This is a genomic window from Candidatus Nitrosarchaeum limnium BG20 (genome assembly GCF_000241145.1).
In the GTDB taxonomy this organism is placed as follows: Archaea; Thermoproteota; Nitrososphaeria; order Nitrososphaerales; family Nitrosopumilaceae; genus Nitrosarchaeum; species Nitrosarchaeum limnae.
The window spans coordinates 12,640-32,320 of record NZ_AHJG01000287.1 but is presented as its reverse complement, the minus strand read 5'-3'; the positions used below and the strand labels follow the sequence as shown (position 1 = coordinate 32,320).

The following is a 19,681-nucleotide window of genomic DNA, read 5'->3' as shown; positions in this document are numbered from 1 at the left end:
TGGATTCTTGTGGTTTATTTTTTTGAAAGCATTCACTACAGTAAACAGGTCTATTGAATTTCGGTTCAAATGGAATTTGACATTCGTCTCCACAATCAGCACATGTTACAGTGTGCATTTCTGATTTTCTTTCATCTCTGGAATATCTATCTCTGGATGATCGTTTTTCTTTTGAATTTCTAAAAGATCTTGAGGGTTCATCATCTCTAAAACTTCGATTAGAGGTTTGACTAGATTTAGAATGTCTATCAAATTTTTTATCAGAATATTTTGCTTTATACAAATCCATTTTTCTTATACAAATTCAACATTATTGGTTATAGATAGGTAGAGATCTAATTTGTGCCTAAATTAAAAATAAAGAAGTCAAACAAGAGGCTTATCCATTTCAGTGCCCATTATTTCTTGCACTTTAAGAAAATACAGTTTTGTGGAATATGGCATCTCATCCAAATTATTATCAACTACTATCATAAAATATCGCACAGCTCTCTTTGAAATATCAAGATTAAATTTCATTGTAAGAATTGGATCCTGTTTTACTTTGATCTTATCCTGTAACCATGGAGGAGCCATTTCAATGGTCTCTTTAATTATTTTGTCATACCAATACGCAAGATGTTCTGGATAGAGTCCTTCTTTTAGATTTGAAATATCAGCATCAAATTTTTTCATCATGTTATTTATTATTGCCATATTAAACAGTCCAAAAATATTGTTTTATTACAACTACTCAAACATAGAGAAGCTTCTAGTCAATTGATGATAAGTTACCTTCCTCGTCAATTTCAGAATTCTTTATTCTACTAGTAGAGATTCTATTTCCATCCTGTGCCAAGACCATAGGAACTATCACAACTTTAACTGGCGAAAGATTTTTTTCTGCACGAAGTTGATTTAAAATTGCTCCTTGATTACCGGTTTCATCACTTACTATTAGAGCCTCAACATTTTCTTCTAAAACTGCAGGACCAAAATCATTGTCAAGTTTACTGATTTGATAAAGATGGTTTGGAAAATTGGTGTTAATAGTACGAACTAGTGTTTTAAATCTTTTACTGTATTTATTCAGAGTTTTTTTACCTCTTTTTTCTGCTAATTCGTCACTGGTTAGTCCAATTATCACTTTAGAAGAAATTGAAAATGCTTTTGAAAGAAGTGTAAGATGACCTTTGTGAATTATATCAAAAGTGCCACCCATTGCAACAAGACTGAATTCAGACATAATATCAAATAGAAAGATAAGAAAATAAATCTACTAATTTACTAATACCAATACAATAGGCCCTTGATCAGCTATTGGAATATTATTTCTATCCCAAATGAAAGTTTCAATAAAAAACAACCCACTGTTTTCAGGAATCCAATCTACAGATGGAAACTGTTTGTCAACACCAATATGGCTACCGTCATATTGCCCTAAGAATTCTACAAAAGGCGTTTTACCTGATTGTTTGATTTGAACATAGTAAGTATATGGTGTATCATTAGATTTTTGATCTGCTGAAAATTGAATCCAAGATTCGCTTTGAATCTTTACAGTTGAACCAACTTTTATTTCTGAGAGAGGTTTTCCTTCAGAATCCAGTACAGACACATTAGAAATAGTAACTAATTTTGTAGATGGTGTTGGGATTTTTACATCAATAGGATTAGAATAAAATACATTAGACTCGGCAAATAATTTGAATCCCACAGATCTTGTTGGGATCTTTTCATTAAAACTGAAAGGAGTTATTGCATTAGATTTAACGTCGCCAATCGCTACTTGAGATACTCCAATTATTCTCGAAGGGACGAAATTATCATAAAATACTAGATATACAGTAGTGTTACTTATTGGAGCAGCTCCATTTTTCAGTACTCCGGAAAAATCAAGAGTGTGATCCAAAGAAATATCGCTTATTTCAACAGAAAGATTATTAGATTTTGATGGAGCCGGATTGAATCCAACTAGGGAGACAGATGCTTGAGTAATGTCAAGATTTGGAGAGCTTGATTTTATCATGTATGGAGATTTACCTAGTGGTGGAATGACCTTCATCATGGAGCCACTTTCAACAATATCTAGAGGTTGAGAATTAACATCATCAAAGAAATTTACATGAATACGCACATTAGCAACAGAAGTTAGTTTGTTTGTATTTTCAACTTCGCCTACAACCACAGTATAACCTTGATCATCTTTGTAAACAAATGGAGAATCACTTGTAAGAACTACAGATAAAGTAGGTCGGTTATCAGTATACTCTGCAGAAAATCCAGAAGATATAGGAAATAGAATTAAAATCAGAAATACACTAAGAATAATTTTTTCCATACAAATTTCATTAATTAGAGATTAATTTTATACAACATATGATATAGTGAACAAGAAAGGTAAGAACGTTTAACCCAGTTTACACTAAAAGAGTAATAATAAAAAGTTAAAAAAGAGATGTAAAATTTATCGTCTTTTCTTCATTGCTGTTATTGCCATCCAGTATACTAAACCTGGAGCCAATCCAACAATAAGTGGTATCCATACTGGCCATGCATCAGCTGCGCTTGTCATAGATTAAAACCAAAACTCATCCTATTTAAATCCATCCAGAAATCTGAAATTCATAATCGATCTGAATATAATGTAAGTGGACTGGACGGGATTTGAACCCATGACCCCCCGCGTGCAAGGCGGGTATACTACCAGGCTATACTACCAGCCCACAACATGAGGGAATAATCTGTGGATTTTAATTGTTGTCTTATTGGCAAGAATTTTATTTATACAAAAACAGATTACATCATGGTACTCTTAGAATCACAAATTAAATTGAAAACAGGCGATATTGCGCCAGAGTTTCAACTTTTAGGGGTTGATGATAAAAAACACACATTAAATGATTATAGCAGTTATCAAGGAATACTTGTCATTTTCATGTGTAATCATTGTCCATATGTCAAAGCAAAAGTAGATGCTCTCAATGAATTGTATGAAAAATTTGGTGATAAAATAGCAATAATAGGCATTAACAGCAATGATGCTAAAGACTATCCAGAAGATAGTTTTGAAAATATGAAAAAAATAGTACAAGAAAAAAATTTCAAATTCGATTATCTAGTTGATGATATTCAAGAAATTGCAAAAAAATATGGGGCAATATGCACTCCAGATCCTTTCTTATTCAATAACAAAAAACAGCTTGTATTTCATGGAAGAATAGACAATGCCATGAAGCCAGACGATATAGCTACAGAAAAGACGATGATAAATAACATAAAAAAATTACTAGTTGGAGAGAAAATTGAAAAAGATTTTGATCCCTCAATTGGATGCTCAATCAAGTGGATAGAAAATTAAACTTAAATGAGTCTTGCCAAAGGATGGTTTAAGGGCTCGTAGCTCAGCTTGGCTGGAGCGTTCGACTGATAATCGAAAGGTCATGTGTTCGAATCACATCGGGCCCATTTTTTATTTTGAATTTTCATATACATTTTCAGTCCATTGAAGTATATCATCGAATTTTTCAGATATTAAATCTGAATCAATTTTTGTCTTTTTTTCAACTTTTACCACATAAGGCTAATCGTATTTTTTTGCCCATTTTTTCCTTAATTGAGTTTATAGATTCAGCAAAAAAATGCAATCCTTCTTCTGTATTTGAAAAAACCAAGATTAGCAGTACGCCAGATTTTTGTTTCCAGATTTTTCCTATCAATTTTTGCAAGTCAAGATCAAATAAAACATTGATTGCAGAAGACATATCCCCAAGATGAAATACATTCCATTCATTAGAATGCAGAGATGTCGAAGCTGCTTCTGATAACAAGTTACTTTGATTATCAGCAGAAATGACAATGATGTTTTTTTTAGGATTGGGATCTACAGATATTTGACTTAGGATTTGCAGAGATTTAGAAATTATATGTTCTAAAAGTTTTTCTTCGGATTTTCCAATTTTGCCATCATTGTATAGCTTTTGTATTGAATCCATAGATGGGAGAATTACTTCTGCAACAAGTTTTCTAACTGATGCTCCAGAGTTAATGCAGTTTTTTACTAAAGAGTATACTTGAGACTCATTTCCTTTTACCAAATTTTCAAGGTATAACGGTGCAACTTTAAAGTAGTCATCTGGAAAATAGAATGTCTCCTGTCCTGGTTCTAAAAGCCATAACGAGATATTGCCAATATCTTTTTGTCTAAGAAACCCTTCGGCAGCAAATACTTTGAGATACTTTGTCATTGTAGTTCTATTAACACCGAGTTTTTCAGAGATTTCAACTCCAGACATTCCTGTCTTTGAATCTTTAAGAACATCAATCAACTTCTGTCTTATTTCTGTAGATTGGTAACTCCTACCCATATTGCTACAAAGTTAAGGTATTGTATAAAGACTAATTTTCAGAATAGACATGAGGTAACAGAACCAAGAAAATAAAATCTTATATACTTCGGTACTTTATTGTACGGTAAGGGAAAGTAAATTGCCGAAAGCTGGATTCAAATCAATAACTGTTTCAGAAACTGTTTATGACAAATTCCAAGATGTCTATCAAAAAAATAAAGACAGCCTTGCAATGAAAGGTGTCAATAGTTTTTCGGGCTATGTCACTTACATGTTAGAGGAGATGATGCAAAAGGACAAAACCTTTTGCAAGATATGCTCCAAAGATTGAAAAGATTTCAGTAGATGAAGATCGAGTGGTTCTAAAAGATAATATCAAAAACAGAATTGCAGAAGTTGCAGTACAAAAAGGAGAGTTGTTCTGTCAGCTTTGTGAAGAAAAAGACTGTGTTCATATTGGATTTGTATTTTCATTACCTGACGTATACGAAGTTTTGAATTCTAGAGGAATCAGACCTCAAAAATAAGGAGCAGTGGAGGAGGTGGGATTTGAACCCACGAACTCCTGAGAGACAGGATCACCCATTTTTATGATCTTAAGTCCTGCATGTCCAAAAGCACTTTGTGCTTACTTTGGCCAGGCTTGATTACTCCTCCAAAAAGATAGGATTTTGTGTGAAATTTAACGGTTTAGAGAGTTTTGACACATAATCAAGAATTATAAGGATTTTCAATTGCTAAAAATTTGTGCTTCGATAGCTCAGCCTGGTAGAGCGTTACCTTGGTAAGGTAAAGGTCGCGGGTTCAGATCCCGTTCGGAGCTTTAATAATTTTTTATCAATAGTTCAAAGTGACCAGTTCTTTTTTTAGAATTGGAGTTAATTGATCTATTGGCATTTATCTTAAGTATTTTCCAAGGATTTTTTGAAAAGATTTCTGCCACTTCTTTTGAATTAGAATTGGACAATAATACATTACATCCTTTGGAGTCTAACTTTAAACAAAGATCTGCCAGTCTTGTCAAATCATCATATGTGAAATTTTTAGTGGTATAACTTGTGAAATTTGCAGTGGCACTTACCGGTTGATATGGAGGATCAAAATATACTAAATCTCCTTTTTTTTGCATCTCGCAATACTGCAGCAAAATCTCTGCAATTGATTGAAATTCTATTTGATCTTAAAATACTACTAACGGCACGTAGATTTTCTTCATTTACAATATTTGGATTAGAGTATTTGCCTAACGGTACATTGAACTTTCCTTTACTGTTTACTCGATAAAGTCCATTAAAACAAGTTCTATTCAAAAAGATTAATCGTGATGTTTTTTCAATTTCGCTTCTAGGATTACTTTCGCGGATTGAATAGTAGTATGTCTGAGAATCTTTTTGATAGTTTTTCTCATGACTTTTTAGAGATGTAATCAGAGCATCGATTTTATCTCTAATTGTAGTGTAAGCCAATACAAGATCAGAATTCAAATCTGAGATGCTACATTTTTGACCGTTCTTACCAGTAAGAATATTGAATAGTAAAGCACCACCTCCAAGAAATGGTTCGTAATACGTACCAAAAGATTCAGGAATGTTTTGATTAAGAATAGGAATTAATTGTCTTTTCCTCCAGCCCATTTTACAAATGGTTTTGGAGTTACTAAAATCTGATCGTACTGTTGCTTCACATATGATTATTACATTATCACATATTGTTAAAAGAGACAACAAAAGATCACAATATGTACAATATTTTTTAATCAAATTTTAGAATGATTGCCCTACAGATTACTCTAAGTATAGATAATAAAATGAAAAGGAAAAGATTGGAGTTTTAGTCCCACTTTGACCAAGCGGCCATCCATCTGTATGTCCAAGTGTTTAATTTACAACCTAATGCTGTAAATGTAACCGACAATACTGCACCTGCACCTGCACCCAGTGCTACTGGACTGTTATAGAATTTACCTACTTGAGGTTCTATTGGTGTCATGTATGGTGGTAATGTTGGTCTTGGGTATTTGAATGCCGTTTCTAGTGGGTCTGCTACTGTTATCAGGTTTACCATGTTGAATAATGGTAAAGACATTCCTACTAGTACACCGCCAAACAGTATCAAGGAGTGCTTGTTCTTCTTTGTGGCCCAATAGGCTAAATCAAGCAACATTGCTGATGGTAACCAAACTGGTGTTACAATGAAGTCATATGGATATCCTAGTGCAAACCATGCACCTTTTGCTATCCATGTGTATACTGTCATAATTAGGGCGTAATACGTCGCTGTTCCTGGAACACCTGTAAATGTCAGGTAGTATGTTGCACCTACCGCGAGCATCAATGTTTGTGATATTGAAAATACCACAAAGGATGTCCAAGCCCAGTCAGTATAGAAAATGTAGTCTCCTGCATTAATTGTTAACAGTGTAGAGTTAACTGCAACTACTACTATGAATAAGTAGTGAGTACATCGTCTTAGCCAGACCATTATGAACTAGAATAAACGGTCAGTATATAAAATTTTAGAGTTTGATGTAGATCGTTGTTTTTAATTTAAAATAAAGTAAAAAGAAGATGTCTGAAGGAATTTCCTTCTAAAATCCGACATATAGTGATATGATTACAGTGCCTACGGCAGTAGCTCCAATAACAGCAGCAACTATACCGTTGCTGTTTTTCTTAGAGCCTTCTTCCATTACTTTAACACAGAAGAGGTAACCAATTGCCTCAATAATTGTCAGAACAATGAACGCATAATGACCACTGTTTGTTGGATATGCCCAAGGATAATAGAAATATCCTGCTGCAGTACCACCAAAAGTTGCTAACCAAGCTGCAATGTAAGAAATTGTGATCATACCAGTCATGTTTTCGACACGTCTGCCAATCATTCTTTCTACATCGGAACTAGATGCGCCACCTGCGCCACTTGAACCAAATCCTTTCGGAAGAGTCATTCTGGAATTATACTAATCAGAATCCTTTTAAGTCTTTCTTAAAGTGCAACCTCAGTACGATCTTCGTGATAATAAAATAATAAAAGAGAAAAAGGTGTGCTTTTGCACGTTTTGTCTATGGAATTGCTCTGCTGTACAATTTGCCTTCTAAAGCCATCTTGTACATCTCTGCAACGTACGGATTCTCACCTGGAGTTTCTGCACCTAGTTCTACGAGTCTAGCATATACTCTGACTACGTATGCAAGTGCTCCCATGAATGCTACTACAACACCCATGTTAAACATCCAGTGATTTGGTACTGCAAAGATTTCCTCTACAAACCAGAAGTGCCACATCTCATTGACTCCAATTGTAAACATGGTTGCAAGGTAACCAAGAATGGTCATCTTCAATCCAGTGTTAATTGAGTTATTTGGACCTCTGAGTACTGGTACTTTTCTATCATAGATTGCTGCTGCTGCCCATCCAAGTGGTAATGTGATGAAATGGGAATATAGCCACCAGTGTGCTGGTGTAAATGCACTATCTCTGATAGATGTCTGATGTAAAGAACCATCAACGAAGTTGTCTACTTCGACTGATGCTGCAGTTGAACCCATAGCAATGACGATAAGCCAGATTTTTTTAAGTCTCTGGATCTCGACTTCTTTTGGGATTAATGCGGGCATCTGTGCCATGACTAACTACATGTTAATTCTGCATATAAAGCAAGAGTTTTCTAAAAAAAGAATTTTATAAAAATTTTAATAAATTAAATGCTAAAACAGCATAATTATTCACCTAGAAAATAGCATAATTTGAAATAATTGTATCATTTTTTTGGTAATTTCAATGTTAATCATTGATGCTGAACATATTCATATCTGGTCGATCCTCGTTATGAAGGTAAAATATATAACAATGTGTATTATCATTCTGAATATTAGGACTATGGTCGAAAAAAAGATTTTCGTATTAGGACTTACTGTTGTACTAGCGTTAGGTACACTTGGTTTCAACTGGGTTGAATCCATATTACCAACTGCTGATGCACACGGTGTCCAAGCACAACTTCAGAGTCGTTTCGTCAGAATTGAAGATGAAACTTTCAACAGACAGTCCCTACAAACTGGTGAAACTTTAACCGTTAAAGGTACGTTAGTCAGTCTTGTAGAAAGAGATCTAAGAGGATGGTTATCCATTTTCTCAGAATCCACTAATGCAGGTAACAGATGGGAAATGCTCGCAAGAGATCCACCTGGAAACGTATTCGATATTGCAGGAAACTCTGTAGTCGATTATGAATTATCTGCAAAAGCACTTGAAGCAGGTGTATACCACGTACACACCCAACTCAATATTGCTAAAGTGGGTCCAGGACTCGGTCCAGGTCAAACAGTAGTCGTTGAAGGAGACCCAATTCTCAAACCAATTCCATACACCAACATCGCATATCAATCAATTATCATCGGCGTTGGTTATGTAATCACGTTTGCAACAAGACCCTGGCAAGTAATCTAAACTTCCCAACTTTTCCTTTTCATTTTCTATTTTGTACTTACGACTAACGTAAAGTATGATTCTAAACAACCAAGTTTTATCTAAGAAAAATTACAATTAATCATGCTAAGTTTTAAAATTATCAAAGTAGACATATTTCAAAGTTATTTTTTTGGAGATGTTGAATTTCGAACTGACAAATACAAAGTAAACATACAAAATCAAAAAAGAGGCAAAGTCCTCAAATTACCATTTGGAATAATTCCAAAAAAAGAAAAGATGATTGTGAGATTGACAGGACATGGAGATCTTTTTGTTGAGGATTATTTGCCATACCAAGGTGAATCAGAATGGTTAGAAATTGATTCTGATGAGATCACATATTTTCTAGCTGATCATCAAGACAAATTTGATACGATTGAAATAATGGATAATTAACAGAAAGGACTTTAAGTGAATCTCAAAAAATCACCGTATGAAATGGCCAGGTATGGGAGACCCATACAAGAGAAGCAAAACTTTAAGATTTTTAGTTTTAAGTGCGTGTGTAGGTGCCGTTGCAGTATTAATTACAGTTTTAGTAGTAAATCCACTCATTGGTGAGCAACCACGAAATGCGTGTATTAATGATATTGCAAAAAATTGGAAAATATCATTTACCGTTGAACTTTATGTAGACAATAAGAAAGCAGACATTCCAGCTAATGTTGGTTTTATGGAAGGTGGATGTCAAAGGGCAATTTACACATTAAGTGATGATGGAACCGTTTATGCCGAATGGAAAGAAGATCCTAATTTTGAAATAGGGCACTTTTTGTGGATTTTCAAATTCCCCCTTAGAGACATGGATGAAACAAAATCAGCAATCTATGTCAATGATAGATTATCGGAGAATTTCATCAGCACTCCATTACAAGATGGCTATCATTACAAGGCAATGTTTACGTCAAAGGCATATGATGAATCAAAAGACAAGGATTTCTTGCCACCTCAAAATTAATCAAATTATTAAAAAATAATCAAAGTAGACTTTGTTAATTTTGGAGTAAAATTATAAAAAATAAATTTACTTTAAAATTTAAAAATAATGAAAAGAAGAAAGGAGTGATTTTACCAGTATTTACCGTTATCTGGAATTAGACCGATGCCTTCTCTTTCAAAGTGTCTGTCCAATTCATCGACCCATCTCTCACGGTTGTCTTTGTAAGCCCATCCGTGTACACGTAACCAGAATGAGATAATTCCAAGAAGGAATATCGAGAACATTATGGTTCCGAAGATGTAAATCATTACATCATAGAATAATGGATCATAGTTTGGTCCTAACTGACCTGTAAGTGAAGACAGGATGCTTAGGAAAGTTCCTACGATAGGAGTCATTGTATATTTTGGCTCTATTTGTGCGATATATACATTTCTTTTATTATCAAAAAGTACGAGATCAGTATTCACTAAAGATTATAAAATAAAATAAGAGAAAAATAAGGTTTGTTTATCCTCTTCCCATTGCTGCGTATTTGCCAGATCTTCCTCTAAGGAAGAGAGCTCCTGCAATACCACCAAAGACTGCTGCTGAAATTGCTGCTGCTCCAATCACACCACCAGCGTCAAGATAAGGAGTACCTGATCCAGATGCTGGGTTTGCTTTTGCTGCATCAACTCTTCGTTTTTGAATCTCGAGAGCTTCTTCTAAGGTGTATGATCCAGTTTGTCCTTCTGAACCAACGTTGCCCATGTATTGTGCATATGCAACCATAACTGGTGCAAAGCTACCAATGGCGAATACAGCTATTAAGGATGCTGCTAAAAGTATTTTTGTATTCATACAGTTTACCTGTTCGTTGTATCGATATTGTACATATTTAACTTTTATTCTAAACCTCAAAATACAAAGATCATGTGCGAGATCCGGAATAAGTAACGTTTAATTTTGTTTCAAATTCAGCCAAATCATGGGACGATTACACACACATAGACACGGAAAATCACATAGCATAAGACCAGCTACCCTTCGTGCACCATCATGGATCACCATTAGTCCCAAAGAAATCGAAGAATTAGTTGTAAAGTACGCTAAAGATGGTTTAACACCAAGTCAAATTGGATTAAAACTTAGAGATCAACATTCAATTCCACTCATTAAGCCAATTACCAAGAAAAGCATCGGTCAGATATTAGAGGAAAACGATCTTAAACCAGAAATGCCAGAAGACTTGGACAACATAGTACGAAAAGCAGTTGGCCTTCAAAAACATCTTAAGTCAAACAAAGGAGATAACAGAAACGTGAGATCTCTTGAGTTAATCGAGGCCAAAGTGCATAGACTATCAGTATATTACAAAAGGATAGATCGCATTCCTCAAAATTGGAAATATAAATCAGTGGTTGCTCAATTAGAGTAATGACAAAAACTCTTGATGAGTCTCTTTCATTTTTTTAAAGATAAAATTTCAGATTGTATAAAATCAAGAAAATCAATTTCAGTTACAACTCACATTGATTGTGATGGATTAACATCTGGCAGTATTATCACTAAGGCACTCATAAGAGCAGGTGCAAAATGCACCGTTAGAACATCCAAAGAATTTAGTAAAAAAGTTATTGAATCACTAAAAAAAGATTCAAGAGAATTTCATGTGATTACAGATCTTGCAGGTGGTTTTTCAAAAAATTTAGATGAATCGTTAGGAGAAAACTGGATTGTTTTAGATCATCATCAAATTTCAGAAGATGAAAAAGAAAATCAAAATGTGATCAATGCTTGGAAATACGGTATTGATGGAGGTACAGAAATTTGTGCAGGTGGTATGGCATATCTTGCAGCAATGGCATTGGATGATAAAAATACTGATTTATCAGCAATAGCAGTTGTTTCAGCTTTAGGAGACAGGCAGGATCAAGGTGAAAGAAAGTCATTTATTGGAAAAAATTATGAAATTGCAAATATTGCAAAAGAGGAAGGATTAGTTGACATTGATCTTGATTTATTATTAGTTGGAAGAGAAACTAGACCACTTCCTGATGCACTTGCATTTACTTCACAACCGTTTATCGAAGGTCTAACATGGAATAGAGACGCATGTCTTTCACTTTTGAATTCTTCTGGGATTCAACTTAAAGATGGGGGCAGGTGGCGAGTGCCAGCAGAACTAAATGACGAAGAAAAAAGAACGGTTATTGAAACCATTACAAAATTCACTTCAGGAAAGAATGCAACTGAGATAATGTCTGAATTAATTGGATATACCTACACATTTCCCAGAGAAGATAAAAGAAGTTTTTTGCGTGATGGAAGAGAGTTTTCTACTATGCTTAATTCATGTGGAAGAATCAGCAGATCAGGAGTAGGAATCGCGGTTTGCATGGGTGATAGAAACAAAATTCTAAGAGAGGGGAGAAACAATACTTACAGATTATAGAAAGATGATCAGAGAATACATGAACGTCTTAGCAAACGAGAGATGGAGAATATCAGAAAGCAAAACATGTGTGATGGTAAACGGAGAAGGGATTGTTCCAGAAATGATGACAGGTACCATATCATCACTAATTGCAGGATCTCCAAAAAATGCTGGAAAAATCATAATTTTAAGAACAGGTGGAGAAGAGAACACCATCAAATTTTCATCTAGAAAATCATTTGGTTGTAAATCAGAGATTAATTTAAGCGAGTTAATGAAAATAGGTGCTGAAAAATTTGATGGTGTTGGTGGAGGCCATAATGCCGCCGCCGGTGCAAAAATAACTAAAGACAAATTAGATGGATTTCTAGATTACTTAGAAGTAAATGTCGTTAACATGCCAAGTTCAGGTAGTACTCAATAATCTTTCAAAAGAGAAGGCAGAAACTGTAAAAAAAGCATTGGAGCCAGATAATGTGAATTTTCCAGAAGGGTTGAGCCTTCATGTGGAAAATATTGATAATAGACTTGTTTTTAATTTTGAAAGTAAGGAAAACATGAAAAAATTGATTGGTGTTATTGATGAAGTTTTAGAACATGTTCAGGTTGCATTAAAGGTGATTGAATAATGCTGGATCCAAAAATAATCAAAGATAATCATCAAATGATCAGAGAGATGATCAAAGCAAGAAATGTTGAATATGATTTTGATGAATTGATAGATGTAGATCAAAAAAGAAGAGAGTTTATTATAAAAACGGATGAGTTGAGAAAAAAGAAAAATCAAATAGCAATGGAGATTTCTCAAAAAAAGAAAGCAGGTCAAGACATCTCATCGACTTTAGATGAAATGAAAAATATTTCAGCAGAACTTACAAAATTAGAAACGCTACAGATTGAAATAGAAAAAAAATATTCAAGTCTGGCACTATCAATTCCAAATCTCATTCATGAGTCTGTACCTCTTGGAAAAGATGAAACTGCCAACAAGGAAATTAAAAAATGGGGTAAAATTCCTGAATTTGATTTTAAGATAAATGATCATATAGATATTTCTGAAAAATTAGATCTTGTAGATCTGGAAAGAGCTGCCAAAGTAGCAGGTGCAAGATTTTATTATTTAAAAAATGATCTAGTGAGGTTGAATCAATCACTTATTCATTATGCATTAGATTTTCTTGCTGAAAAAAATTATTCATTAATCCAACCTCCATACATGATAAATCGTCAATCTATGGAAGGAGCAGTAATTGCCAATGATTTTGAAGAAGTAATATACAAAATTGAAAATGAAGATCTCTACATGATAGGAACATCAGAGCATGCAATGGCAGCAATGCATTCTGACGAGATAATTGAAGGAAAGGATCTTCCTTTAAGATATGCTGGCGTAAGCCCATGTTTTAGAAAAGAAGCTGGGGCACATGGAAGAGATCAAAAAGGAATATTTCGAGTTCATCAATTTGATAAAATCGAACAATTTGTCTTTACACGACCAGATGAATCATGGGATGAACATGAGAAAATGTTATCAAATGCCGAGGAATTTTACCAAAAATTAGAGATCCCGTACAAAGTGTTGCTTTTATCATCAGGCGACATGGGAAAAGTTTCTGCAAAAACATATGACATAGAGGCTTGGATGGCAGGCCAAAATGCATACAGAGAAATTGTTTCATGTTCAAATTGTTTAGACTATCAAGCAAGAAGACTAAAGATTAGATTTAGAGACAAGACAAACGAAGATACACAATATTTGCACACATTAAATAGCACATTAATTGCAACATCACGTGTTTTAGTTTCAATAATGGAAAATTTTCAAACTAAAGATGGTCATATTACAATTCCAAAAGTTTTACAAAAATACATGGGCAAAAATACAATTTAGTCACATACCCTTATATTTTGGATTCAAAGGTCGTTAATAATTGGCACGTAGAAAAGGACGAGTAAAGGACAAATGGCGAGAAAAGAAATGGGTAACAGTTAACGCCCCAGACTCGTTTAACAATGTTCCAATTGCATATGTTCCAATTACTGATGATGAAAACGCAGTAGGTAGAGTTTTAGAAGTTACATTATATGATATACTAAAAGGAGATCCATCACAGCATCAATACAAAATTTACTTCCAGATAAACAAAGTCGAAGGAGAAAAAGCTACAACGATTTTTAAAAGATATGAATATTCTAAAGAATTTTTGCGAAGTCTAGTTAGACGAGGTTCATCTAAAATAAATTTCGTCATAGATATTAAAACTAAAGACGGTTATGTTTTTAGAATCAAAATACTTGCTCTTACACATAGACAGCTTAACACATCCAGAAAACACGCATTACGATTGATTGCAAGAGATGTAATTAACAACACAGTACCTCAAATGACAATTGATCAATTTGTTCAAGCCACATGTTACAGTAAGATTAACTCAGATATCATGGCTGCATTTAAGAAAGTTATTCGAGTAAGACATGTAGGTCTAGAGAAAGTTAAGCTTATCAGAACCGCAGAAAAAGAAATAGCATTACTTGAAGCTTAAACAACAAGCGTATTCTTATTGATAATGGTTTACAAATTAGAAGTTACAATTGATGTTATAATACACGCAACAGAAGACATTTCAAAATTCTTGAAATCGTTTGAGGATATGTTTGAATTAAAAGACATCTTTACAGTAAATCAAACAACAGGTCATTTTGAAAATCCAATAACAGTACTAAATGCAAATTTTGGAAAAAATCAGGCTCAATATTTTGTTGAGAGATTTGTAGGTTCTTTATCAAGTGAGCAAAAAAAGGAGTTAGTTGAACAAATAGAAGAAAGAACAGTCGATTCTAGATTTCACATTAGATTAGATAAACAAGAATTCATTAAAGGAAATTTAGCATTTAAAGAAAAAGATACTATTAAGATAAAAATTCACACTCCAATTTACAATAAAAAAGATACAGTCAAAATATTCAGTGACATACTCCAGAACGCCAACTAGATTAAATAGGAATAAGAGACAAAACAATTTGGGAATGAGGAGATAATAGCCGCTCCAGTCTGAGCGAAAGCTTTGAAGACGCCGCGACGAACCGACCCCATTTTTGAATTGATTAATTATTTGCTCACCTAGAGTCATGGTATTATTTTAAATACGGATAAACGGCGCTTTCTTTTGTGTCAGATTACGACGTCATAATAGCAGGAGGCGGATTAGCAGGAACTATAGCAGCTCAATCCGTTTCACATTATTCTAATCAAGGATTAAAAATTCTAGTAATTGATAGAAGTCCATCAAACTTGCCAGGACTCAAAAGTGTGTCAGGATGGATTTGTGGAGATGCTGTTAGTAAAGAAGCTGTGGATTACATGACAACTAGAATTAAAGTTAATTGGACGGAACCGGAAATTGAACATAAAGTAAAAGGGGTAATGGCGTTTTCTCCAGATAGAGAGACATCTATTCCATTTGATGGTGCAGGATATATGCTCAACAGACAAGTTCTACCAGAACGTCAAAACCAAAGAACGTTAGCAATGGGAGTTGACTTTGATTTTGAAATTAACCTTACAGGATTAGTGTATGAAGGAAATCAAGTGGTAGGAGTTCAAGGCATAGACAATAAAACGAAAACACCTTACAAAAAGACAGCCAAAGTTGTAGTCGATGCTACAGGAATGACATCAATGCTTCGTAATCAGATTTCAAATACAACAAAGATGGAGAAAAAAGTAGACCGTAGAGATGTAGAGTCTACAGGAAGACACATCATGTATTTTGAGGACGGTGAAAAAGATCTAACTGAATTTGATCCTGATTATTGTATAATTCATCTTGATCAAGATATTGCTCCAGGAGGATATGGATGGGTATTTCCAAAAGGAAAGAATAAAGTAAACATTGGGTTAGGTGTTGAGAAAACACTTCTTGAAAAACGAAACCAAAGACTAGGTAAAAGTGATAGCGTATCCTCGTTGATTAATGAATATGTAGAAAGAAATCGTGCAATAAAAAATCCAAGACTTTCAGAAGATCCTCAAGATAAAAACAATGCAACTGGAAATTTTCAAGTTTCAGTTAGAAGACAAAACGATTGCATGGTTGCAAATGGATTTGTTTTAGTTGGAGATTCTGCATGGATGCCAAAACCACTTGACGCTGGAGGCATAGGCCCTGCATTAGTAGCAGGTACTATTGTTGGAAAATGCGTGGTAGAAGCAATTCAGTCTGGAGATGTAACAGAGAAAGGATTATGGAAGTACAATAAGGAATTTGTAAATGAATATGGATACAAAACAGCAGGCCTTGAGATTTTTAGAAGACTTATTCAAACTCTTACAAATGAACAAATCAGTTATGGAATGAAACATTTTCTAGGAAATATGGACGTTGAAGCAATTTCTAAAGGAGAGCATCCAGATTTTTCAAATGTTACAAAATTAGGAATGATGATCAGAGGCGCACTCAACAAGAAGCTTGCTGACGGATTACGTTTTACTACACAACAAAACAGACTTTTGACTGAACATTATCATAATTATCCAGACACTCCAGATGGATTCAATGATTGGAGTAAAAAGCTTCATCAGATTCTAGATGAATCTAATGCTAAATTATCCCAATATCAAAACTAAGCTTTATTTGTAAACTAATTAAAAAAATATTACATGTTAAAAGAAACATCATATTTAGACTGGAATGATTCAATTCGTATTTTAAACAAAGCATATGAAGCAGATCTTTTTGTATTGATAATTGGCCCAAAAGGTACAGGAAAAACATCTCTGGTCAGAGATTTTGCAGAGAATAAAAACATGAAATTAGAATCAATAAATTTTAGTCTTAGAACTCGTGAAAGTCATCTAATTGGAACTAAAACTCTAACCGATGGCACAGTAAATTTTGAAGAAGGTCTTTTGATTAAATCCATGAAAGAAGGCAGTATGTTATACCTAGATGAAATAAACGCTGCTGAGGCAGATGTACTGCTTCGATTAGATGAAGCATTAGATGATAGGAGACAGATTATTTTAAAAGAATCTACAGGTGAAACTGTTAAAGCTAAAGAAGGGTGGTTTGTGATTGCAACAATTAATCCCCTTACACATAGTGGAACAAAAGAACTTCCACCACAATTACTCAGCAGATTTCCAGTTAGAATTAGCTTAGAATATCCATCTGAAAATGTAGAATTGGAAATTGTTAAGAGACACGTTTCTGGAAACCATGATTCTGAAATTATTCAAGCCATCAAACTTGCCAACATATTAAGACAGGCAGCTGCAGTTGAAGAACTATTTTATTCACCTAGTTTAAGGGAAACAATTGCATTTGGAAAACTACTAGAAAAAGGAATGTCATCTAAAGAATCAGCAAAGATTGTTTTTGGTAATGTGTATACACAGTGGGGAAATATAGAATACCAAAAAGTTAGCGACATCATAACTTCGATGTTTGGTAATTAGATGCAATCATTACAATTACTAAATGAATCGATAGTTGAAATTGCCACATTTCTAATAAGAAGATGGGCTGAAAGAGAAAACATCACAGTTGAATTTTCAAATAAAGTTGAGACAAGAACTAGATTACAAGATAATAGAGTTATCCTAACACCAATTGAAAAAAGGATAGGAAACGATTTTCAAAGATACAGACAATTTAGAACATCCTTATGGTATGAGGCAATGAGAATAAAATTTTGTAAAAAAATACTTAGCAATGATCATGCATTTGGATTTATTCTAAATACAATGGAGACACGTAGAGTTGAACAATTAGGAAGAAAGCTGTGGAGAGGTATGGATGAAGAAATTATTTTTAATTATGCGTATATGCTAGTATCAAGACCATTATTACACTCAGTTTATGGAAAAGCACGAATTGTAGAAGCGTTTTATCAATATTTTATGTTTGGAACAATTAGAGGAGAGATTCAATCCAGCCAGTTTGAAAGAATAAAAAATGCAGATAAATTTGCTAAAAAAATAGTACTTGAATCAATAGAAAAAAATTATGATACAGAATGGCTTGAAAAAAATGTAACAGAAATCATTAAAATTTTAGATATTGATTCATTACTTACAATTCCTGTATCGTTACCATTTATGAAAGCAGGGATGGCTATTTCAGAAGAAGAATTAATGAAATTTCTCACAGTAATTTCAAAAAATAAAGAAGGAGATTTTGGAAAAATTGACACTAAAGCAATACTCAGAGGAGATAGCATCTATGATGAATACAAAGTAATCCTAGATGAAAAGAAGAAAAATGATAACAAAGGACTAACTTCTGAATCAATTGGAATTCAAATTCCAACCATTACTAATGTTGATGAAACAACAATCTATGATTTGAATTTAATAAATAATTTAAAAACAAAATTTAGAGAATTAAAATCAGGATGGAAAGAACAGCATTTCATTAGTGGTGATGAGTTTGATGAAGAAAATTACATTGAAGGGCACGATCCATTTTTTATAGACATTAAAAAATCAATTAAAACAAAAATAGTTATTTTATTAGATCATTCATCAAGTATTGCATCAGATGCATTAGAATACAAAAAAGCAACACTTGCACTTTGTGAAGTATTAGCATATCTAAAAGTAAAATTTGCAATTTATGCATTTAACACACATAATAGAAACGTTGTATGTTGGTCTATAAAGCCAGACAATATGAAATGGAATAATGCTTCTGCAAAAAGATTAGCACAAATTGATGCAAATGGATCTACTCCTTTAGCAGAAGTATATGACAAAATGCTTCCCATATTACAGTCTAAAAGACCAGATATTTTTTTGACTCTAACTGATGGAGAACCATCAGATCCGGATGCAGTAAGAGCAATAACAAAATCATTAAAAAATCTCGGAATTAAGATGGTAGCATTAGGTTTAGGCTCAAATACAGTAAGAGCTACCATAATTGCAAACAATCTAAAACATTTAGGATATGAAAATACTTTGGCTGCAAGTAGGTTAAAAGATATTCCAAATAAAGTAATTAGAATTTTAGAATCATAAAGCGATATCCAATCAACTTTCTGCTACTAAAAAAAACAAACAATGTAAATGATTAATTCTGAATTATTATTAGAAAAGATTTAGAATTAATTAACTAAAAAAGTAAGGTTCAAAGTATACTATCTGAAAAATATTTTGATCTCCAGTGTATTAGATTGTTAAATATTTCAAGATAATTTTCAATACTTGTTGTAACATGTACATGAGCAAAAAAGTTGTCAAATTTTCCTTCAAACACTAATGTAAACTGTTTTTTAAATAACGGTATAGTTAATCCGATTTTTTTAAGAGATGTAAATTCATAGTTATCAATTAAAATAACATTATTTTTTATTACTACCTGTTTTTTTTCTTTATTTTTGTTGATGTCTGTATCAATTTGTTTTTTTATCACATCACTCCATGTTGGAGAATCAAGTGGCCAATAATGAGCATGAATTTTTTCTGCCACAAATATTATTTCTTTAAAATCAGATTCAAAAAAAGACAATAATTTGTTG

At 33.4% G+C, this 19,681-nt stretch carries 27 protein-coding genes, 4 tRNA genes and 1 pseudogene; 17 read left to right on the top strand and 15 right to left on the bottom strand.

The features are described from left to right. The 5 genes from BG20_RS10330 to BG20_RS10310 all read right to left on the bottom strand — a co-directional run. The coding region (locus BG20_RS10330) for a CxxC-x17-CxxC domain-containing protein (protein ID WP_010194926.1) at nucleotides 1-289 on the bottom strand (289 nt) is incomplete at its 3' end. 77 nt (nucleotides 290-366) lie between these two features. Continuing rightward, entirely contained in the window at nucleotides 367-696 is a 330-nt protein-coding gene (locus BG20_RS10325) for a hypothetical protein (RefSeq protein WP_010194925.1), read from the bottom strand. A 55-nt stretch (nucleotides 697-751) separates the two neighbouring features. Next, nucleotides 752-1,225, bottom strand: coding sequence for a phosphopantetheine adenylyltransferase (locus tag BG20_RS10320; RefSeq protein ID WP_010194923.1), 474 nt, complete (start codon nucleotides 1,223-1,225; stop codon nucleotides 752-754). Between the two features lie 33 nt (nucleotides 1,226-1,258). Next, complete coding sequence (locus BG20_RS10315) at nucleotides 1,259-2,320, bottom strand: hypothetical protein (protein ID WP_010194921.1); 1,062 nt, start codon at nucleotides 2,318-2,320, stop codon at nucleotides 1,259-1,261. 311 nt (nucleotides 2,321-2,631) lie between these two features. Further along, a tRNA-Ala gene (locus BG20_RS10310) sits at nucleotides 2,632-2,705 on the bottom strand. An 80-nt stretch (nucleotides 2,706-2,785) separates the two neighbouring features. Here BG20_RS10310 and BG20_RS10305 point away from each other — a divergent pair. Both BG20_RS10305 and BG20_RS10300 read left to right on the top strand, forming a co-directional pair. After that, the gene (locus BG20_RS10305; protein ID WP_048097233.1) at nucleotides 2,786-3,340 is read left to right on the top strand and encodes a thioredoxin family protein; all 555 of its coding nucleotides are present in this window, start codon (nucleotides 2,786-2,788) and stop codon (nucleotides 3,338-3,340) included. Between the two features lie 32 nt (nucleotides 3,341-3,372). Beyond that, nucleotides 3,373-3,447: transfer RNA gene (locus tag BG20_RS10300), tRNA-Ile, on the top strand. Between the two features lie 95 nt (nucleotides 3,448-3,542). On the opposite strand, the gene BG20_RS10295 is transcribed toward BG20_RS10300, so the two are convergent. Next, nucleotides 3,543-4,346 carry a B12-binding domain-containing protein gene (locus tag BG20_RS10295; RefSeq protein WP_010194917.1) on the bottom strand — a complete coding sequence of 268 codons (804 nt, stop codon included), beginning with the start codon at nucleotides 4,344-4,346 and terminating at the stop codon, nucleotides 3,543-3,545. Between the two features lie 121 nt (nucleotides 4,347-4,467). On the opposite strand from BG20_RS10295, the gene BG20_RS13505 reads away from it, so the two are divergent. Together BG20_RS13505 and BG20_RS13500 are read left to right on the top strand one after the other, a co-directional pair. Beyond that, nucleotides 4,468-4,659, top strand: coding sequence for a hypothetical protein (locus BG20_RS13505; RefSeq protein WP_238527608.1), 192 nt, complete (start codon nucleotides 4,468-4,470; stop codon nucleotides 4,657-4,659). A gap of 25 nt (nucleotides 4,660-4,684) precedes the next feature. Beyond that, nucleotides 4,685-4,855 (top strand): hypothetical protein, encoded by a 171-nt coding sequence (locus BG20_RS13500; RefSeq protein ID WP_238527607.1) that lies wholly within the window; start codon nucleotides 4,685-4,687, stop codon nucleotides 4,853-4,855. Nucleotides 4,856-4,862: 7 nt separating this feature from the next. On the opposite strand, the gene BG20_RS10285 is transcribed toward BG20_RS13500, so the two are convergent. Next, a tRNA-Leu gene (locus BG20_RS10285) sits at nucleotides 4,863-4,985 on the bottom strand. A 92-nt stretch (nucleotides 4,986-5,077) separates the two neighbouring features. On the opposite strand from BG20_RS10285, the gene BG20_RS10280 reads away from it, so the two are divergent. Further along, nucleotides 5,078-5,151: transfer RNA gene (locus BG20_RS10280), tRNA-Thr, on the top strand. On the opposite strand, the gene BG20_RS13690 is transcribed toward BG20_RS10280, so the two are convergent. The 5 genes from BG20_RS13690 to BG20_RS10260 all read right to left on the bottom strand — a co-directional run bounded on the left by BG20_RS13690 (nucleotide 5,152) and on the right by BG20_RS10260 (nucleotide 7,957). Then, complete coding sequence (locus BG20_RS13690) at nucleotides 5,152-5,457, bottom strand: DNA adenine methylase (protein WP_250635833.1); 306 nt, start codon at nucleotides 5,455-5,457, stop codon at nucleotides 5,152-5,154. It lies immediately after the preceding tRNA gene. Then, entirely contained in the window at nucleotides 5,426-6,052 is a 627-nt protein-coding gene (locus BG20_RS13685; RefSeq protein ID WP_250635832.1) for a DNA adenine methylase, read from the bottom strand. Before BG20_RS13685 ends, BG20_RS13690 begins: the two co-directional genes overlap by 32 nt. Nucleotides 6,053-6,158: 106 nt before the next feature. Further along, the gene (locus BG20_RS10270; protein WP_007402980.1) at nucleotides 6,159-6,809 is read right to left on the bottom strand and encodes an ammonia monooxygenase family protein; all 651 of its coding nucleotides are present in this window, start codon (nucleotides 6,807-6,809) and stop codon (nucleotides 6,159-6,161) included. 106 nt (nucleotides 6,810-6,915) lie between these two features. Further along, on the bottom strand, nucleotides 6,916-7,278 hold the full coding sequence (locus tag BG20_RS10265; protein ID WP_010194915.1) for a hypothetical protein: 363 nt from the start codon (nucleotides 7,276-7,278) through the stop codon (nucleotides 6,916-6,918). A 115-nt stretch (nucleotides 7,279-7,393) separates the two neighbouring features. Beyond that, nucleotides 7,394-7,957, bottom strand: coding sequence for a methane monooxygenase/ammonia monooxygenase subunit C (locus BG20_RS10260; RefSeq protein ID WP_007402982.1), 564 nt, complete (start codon nucleotides 7,955-7,957; stop codon nucleotides 7,394-7,396). Nucleotides 7,958-8,210: 253 nt separating this feature from the next. Between BG20_RS10260 and BG20_RS10255 the strand changes: the two genes are divergently transcribed. From BG20_RS10255 to BG20_RS10245, 3 genes are all read left to right on the top strand, one after another. Then, the gene (locus tag BG20_RS10255; RefSeq protein ID WP_010194912.1) at nucleotides 8,211-8,780 is read left to right on the top strand and encodes a methane monooxygenase/ammonia monooxygenase subunit B; all 570 of its coding nucleotides are present in this window, start codon (nucleotides 8,211-8,213) and stop codon (nucleotides 8,778-8,780) included. A 102-nt stretch (nucleotides 8,781-8,882) separates the two neighbouring features. Beyond that, nucleotides 8,883-9,197, top strand: coding sequence for a hypothetical protein (locus tag BG20_RS10250; protein WP_010194909.1), 315 nt, complete (start codon nucleotides 8,883-8,885; stop codon nucleotides 9,195-9,197). A 37-nt stretch (nucleotides 9,198-9,234) separates the two neighbouring features. Next, entirely contained in the window at nucleotides 9,235-9,759 is a 525-nt protein-coding gene (locus BG20_RS10245; RefSeq protein ID WP_010194905.1) for a hypothetical protein, read from the top strand. 110 nt (nucleotides 9,760-9,869) lie between these two features. On the opposite strand, the gene BG20_RS10240 is transcribed toward BG20_RS10245, so the two are convergent. Both BG20_RS10240 and BG20_RS10235 read right to left on the bottom strand, forming a co-directional pair. After that, entirely contained in the window at nucleotides 9,870-10,211 is a 342-nt protein-coding gene (locus tag BG20_RS10240; RefSeq protein WP_010194903.1) for a hypothetical protein, read from the bottom strand. Between the two features lie 40 nt (nucleotides 10,212-10,251). Next, nucleotides 10,252-10,584, bottom strand: coding sequence for a hypothetical protein (locus tag BG20_RS10235; protein WP_010194901.1), 333 nt, complete (start codon nucleotides 10,582-10,584; stop codon nucleotides 10,252-10,254). Between the two features lie 127 nt (nucleotides 10,585-10,711). Here BG20_RS10235 and BG20_RS10230 point away from each other — a divergent pair, with 127 nt between their 5' ends. From BG20_RS10230 to BG20_RS10190, 9 genes and pseudogenes are all read left to right on the top strand, one after another. After that, the gene (locus BG20_RS10230) at nucleotides 10,712-11,161 is read left to right on the top strand and encodes a 30S ribosomal protein S15 (RefSeq protein ID WP_007402990.1); all 450 of its coding nucleotides are present in this window, start codon (nucleotides 10,712-10,714) and stop codon (nucleotides 11,159-11,161) included. Beyond that, nucleotides 11,161-12,584: pseudogene (gene recJ / locus BG20_RS10225) on the top strand (RecJ family nuclease). Before BG20_RS10230 ends, recJ begins: the two are co-directional and overlap by 1 nt. After that, entirely contained in the window at nucleotides 12,547-12,789 is a 243-nt protein-coding gene (locus BG20_RS10220; RefSeq protein ID WP_010194899.1) for a KEOPS complex subunit Pcc1, read from the top strand. Before recJ ends, BG20_RS10220 begins: the two are co-directional and overlap by 38 nt. After that, a complete protein-coding gene (gene serS, locus BG20_RS10215; protein ID WP_010194897.1) occupies nucleotides 12,789-14,051 on the top strand; it encodes a serine--tRNA ligase in 1,263 nt (420 codons plus the stop codon). Before BG20_RS10220 ends, serS begins: the two co-directional genes overlap by 1 nt. A 40-nt stretch (nucleotides 14,052-14,091) precedes the next feature. Next, nucleotides 14,092-14,703, top strand: a complete 612-nt coding sequence (locus tag BG20_RS10210) for a 30S ribosomal protein S3ae (RefSeq protein WP_007402994.1) — start codon at nucleotides 14,092-14,094, stop codon at nucleotides 14,701-14,703. Nucleotides 14,704-14,727: 24 nt separating this feature from the next. Then, nucleotides 14,728-15,153 carry an RNA-binding domain-containing protein gene (locus BG20_RS10205; protein ID WP_010194895.1) on the top strand — a complete coding sequence of 142 codons (426 nt, stop codon included), beginning with the start codon at nucleotides 14,728-14,730 and terminating at the stop codon, nucleotides 15,151-15,153. A gap of 176 nt (nucleotides 15,154-15,329) precedes the next feature. Continuing rightward, entirely contained in the window at nucleotides 15,330-16,787 is a 1,458-nt protein-coding gene (locus BG20_RS10200; protein ID WP_010194893.1) for an NAD(P)/FAD-dependent oxidoreductase, read from the top strand. A gap of 33 nt (nucleotides 16,788-16,820) precedes the next feature. Then, the gene (locus tag BG20_RS10195) at nucleotides 16,821-17,618 is read left to right on the top strand and encodes an AAA family ATPase (RefSeq protein ID WP_010194890.1); all 798 of its coding nucleotides are present in this window, start codon (nucleotides 16,821-16,823) and stop codon (nucleotides 17,616-17,618) included. Then, the gene (locus BG20_RS10190; RefSeq protein WP_010194883.1) at nucleotides 17,619-19,181 is read left to right on the top strand and encodes a vWA domain-containing protein; all 1,563 of its coding nucleotides are present in this window, start codon (nucleotides 17,619-17,621) and stop codon (nucleotides 19,179-19,181) included. A 109-nt stretch (nucleotides 19,182-19,290) separates the two neighbouring features. Here BG20_RS10190 and BG20_RS10185 read toward each other — a convergent pair whose 3' ends face one another. Then, nucleotides 19,291-19,671, bottom strand: a complete 381-nt coding sequence (locus tag BG20_RS10185; protein ID WP_010194879.1) for a hypothetical protein — start codon at nucleotides 19,669-19,671, stop codon at nucleotides 19,291-19,293. Nucleotides 19,672-19,681: the final 10 nt, after the last annotated feature.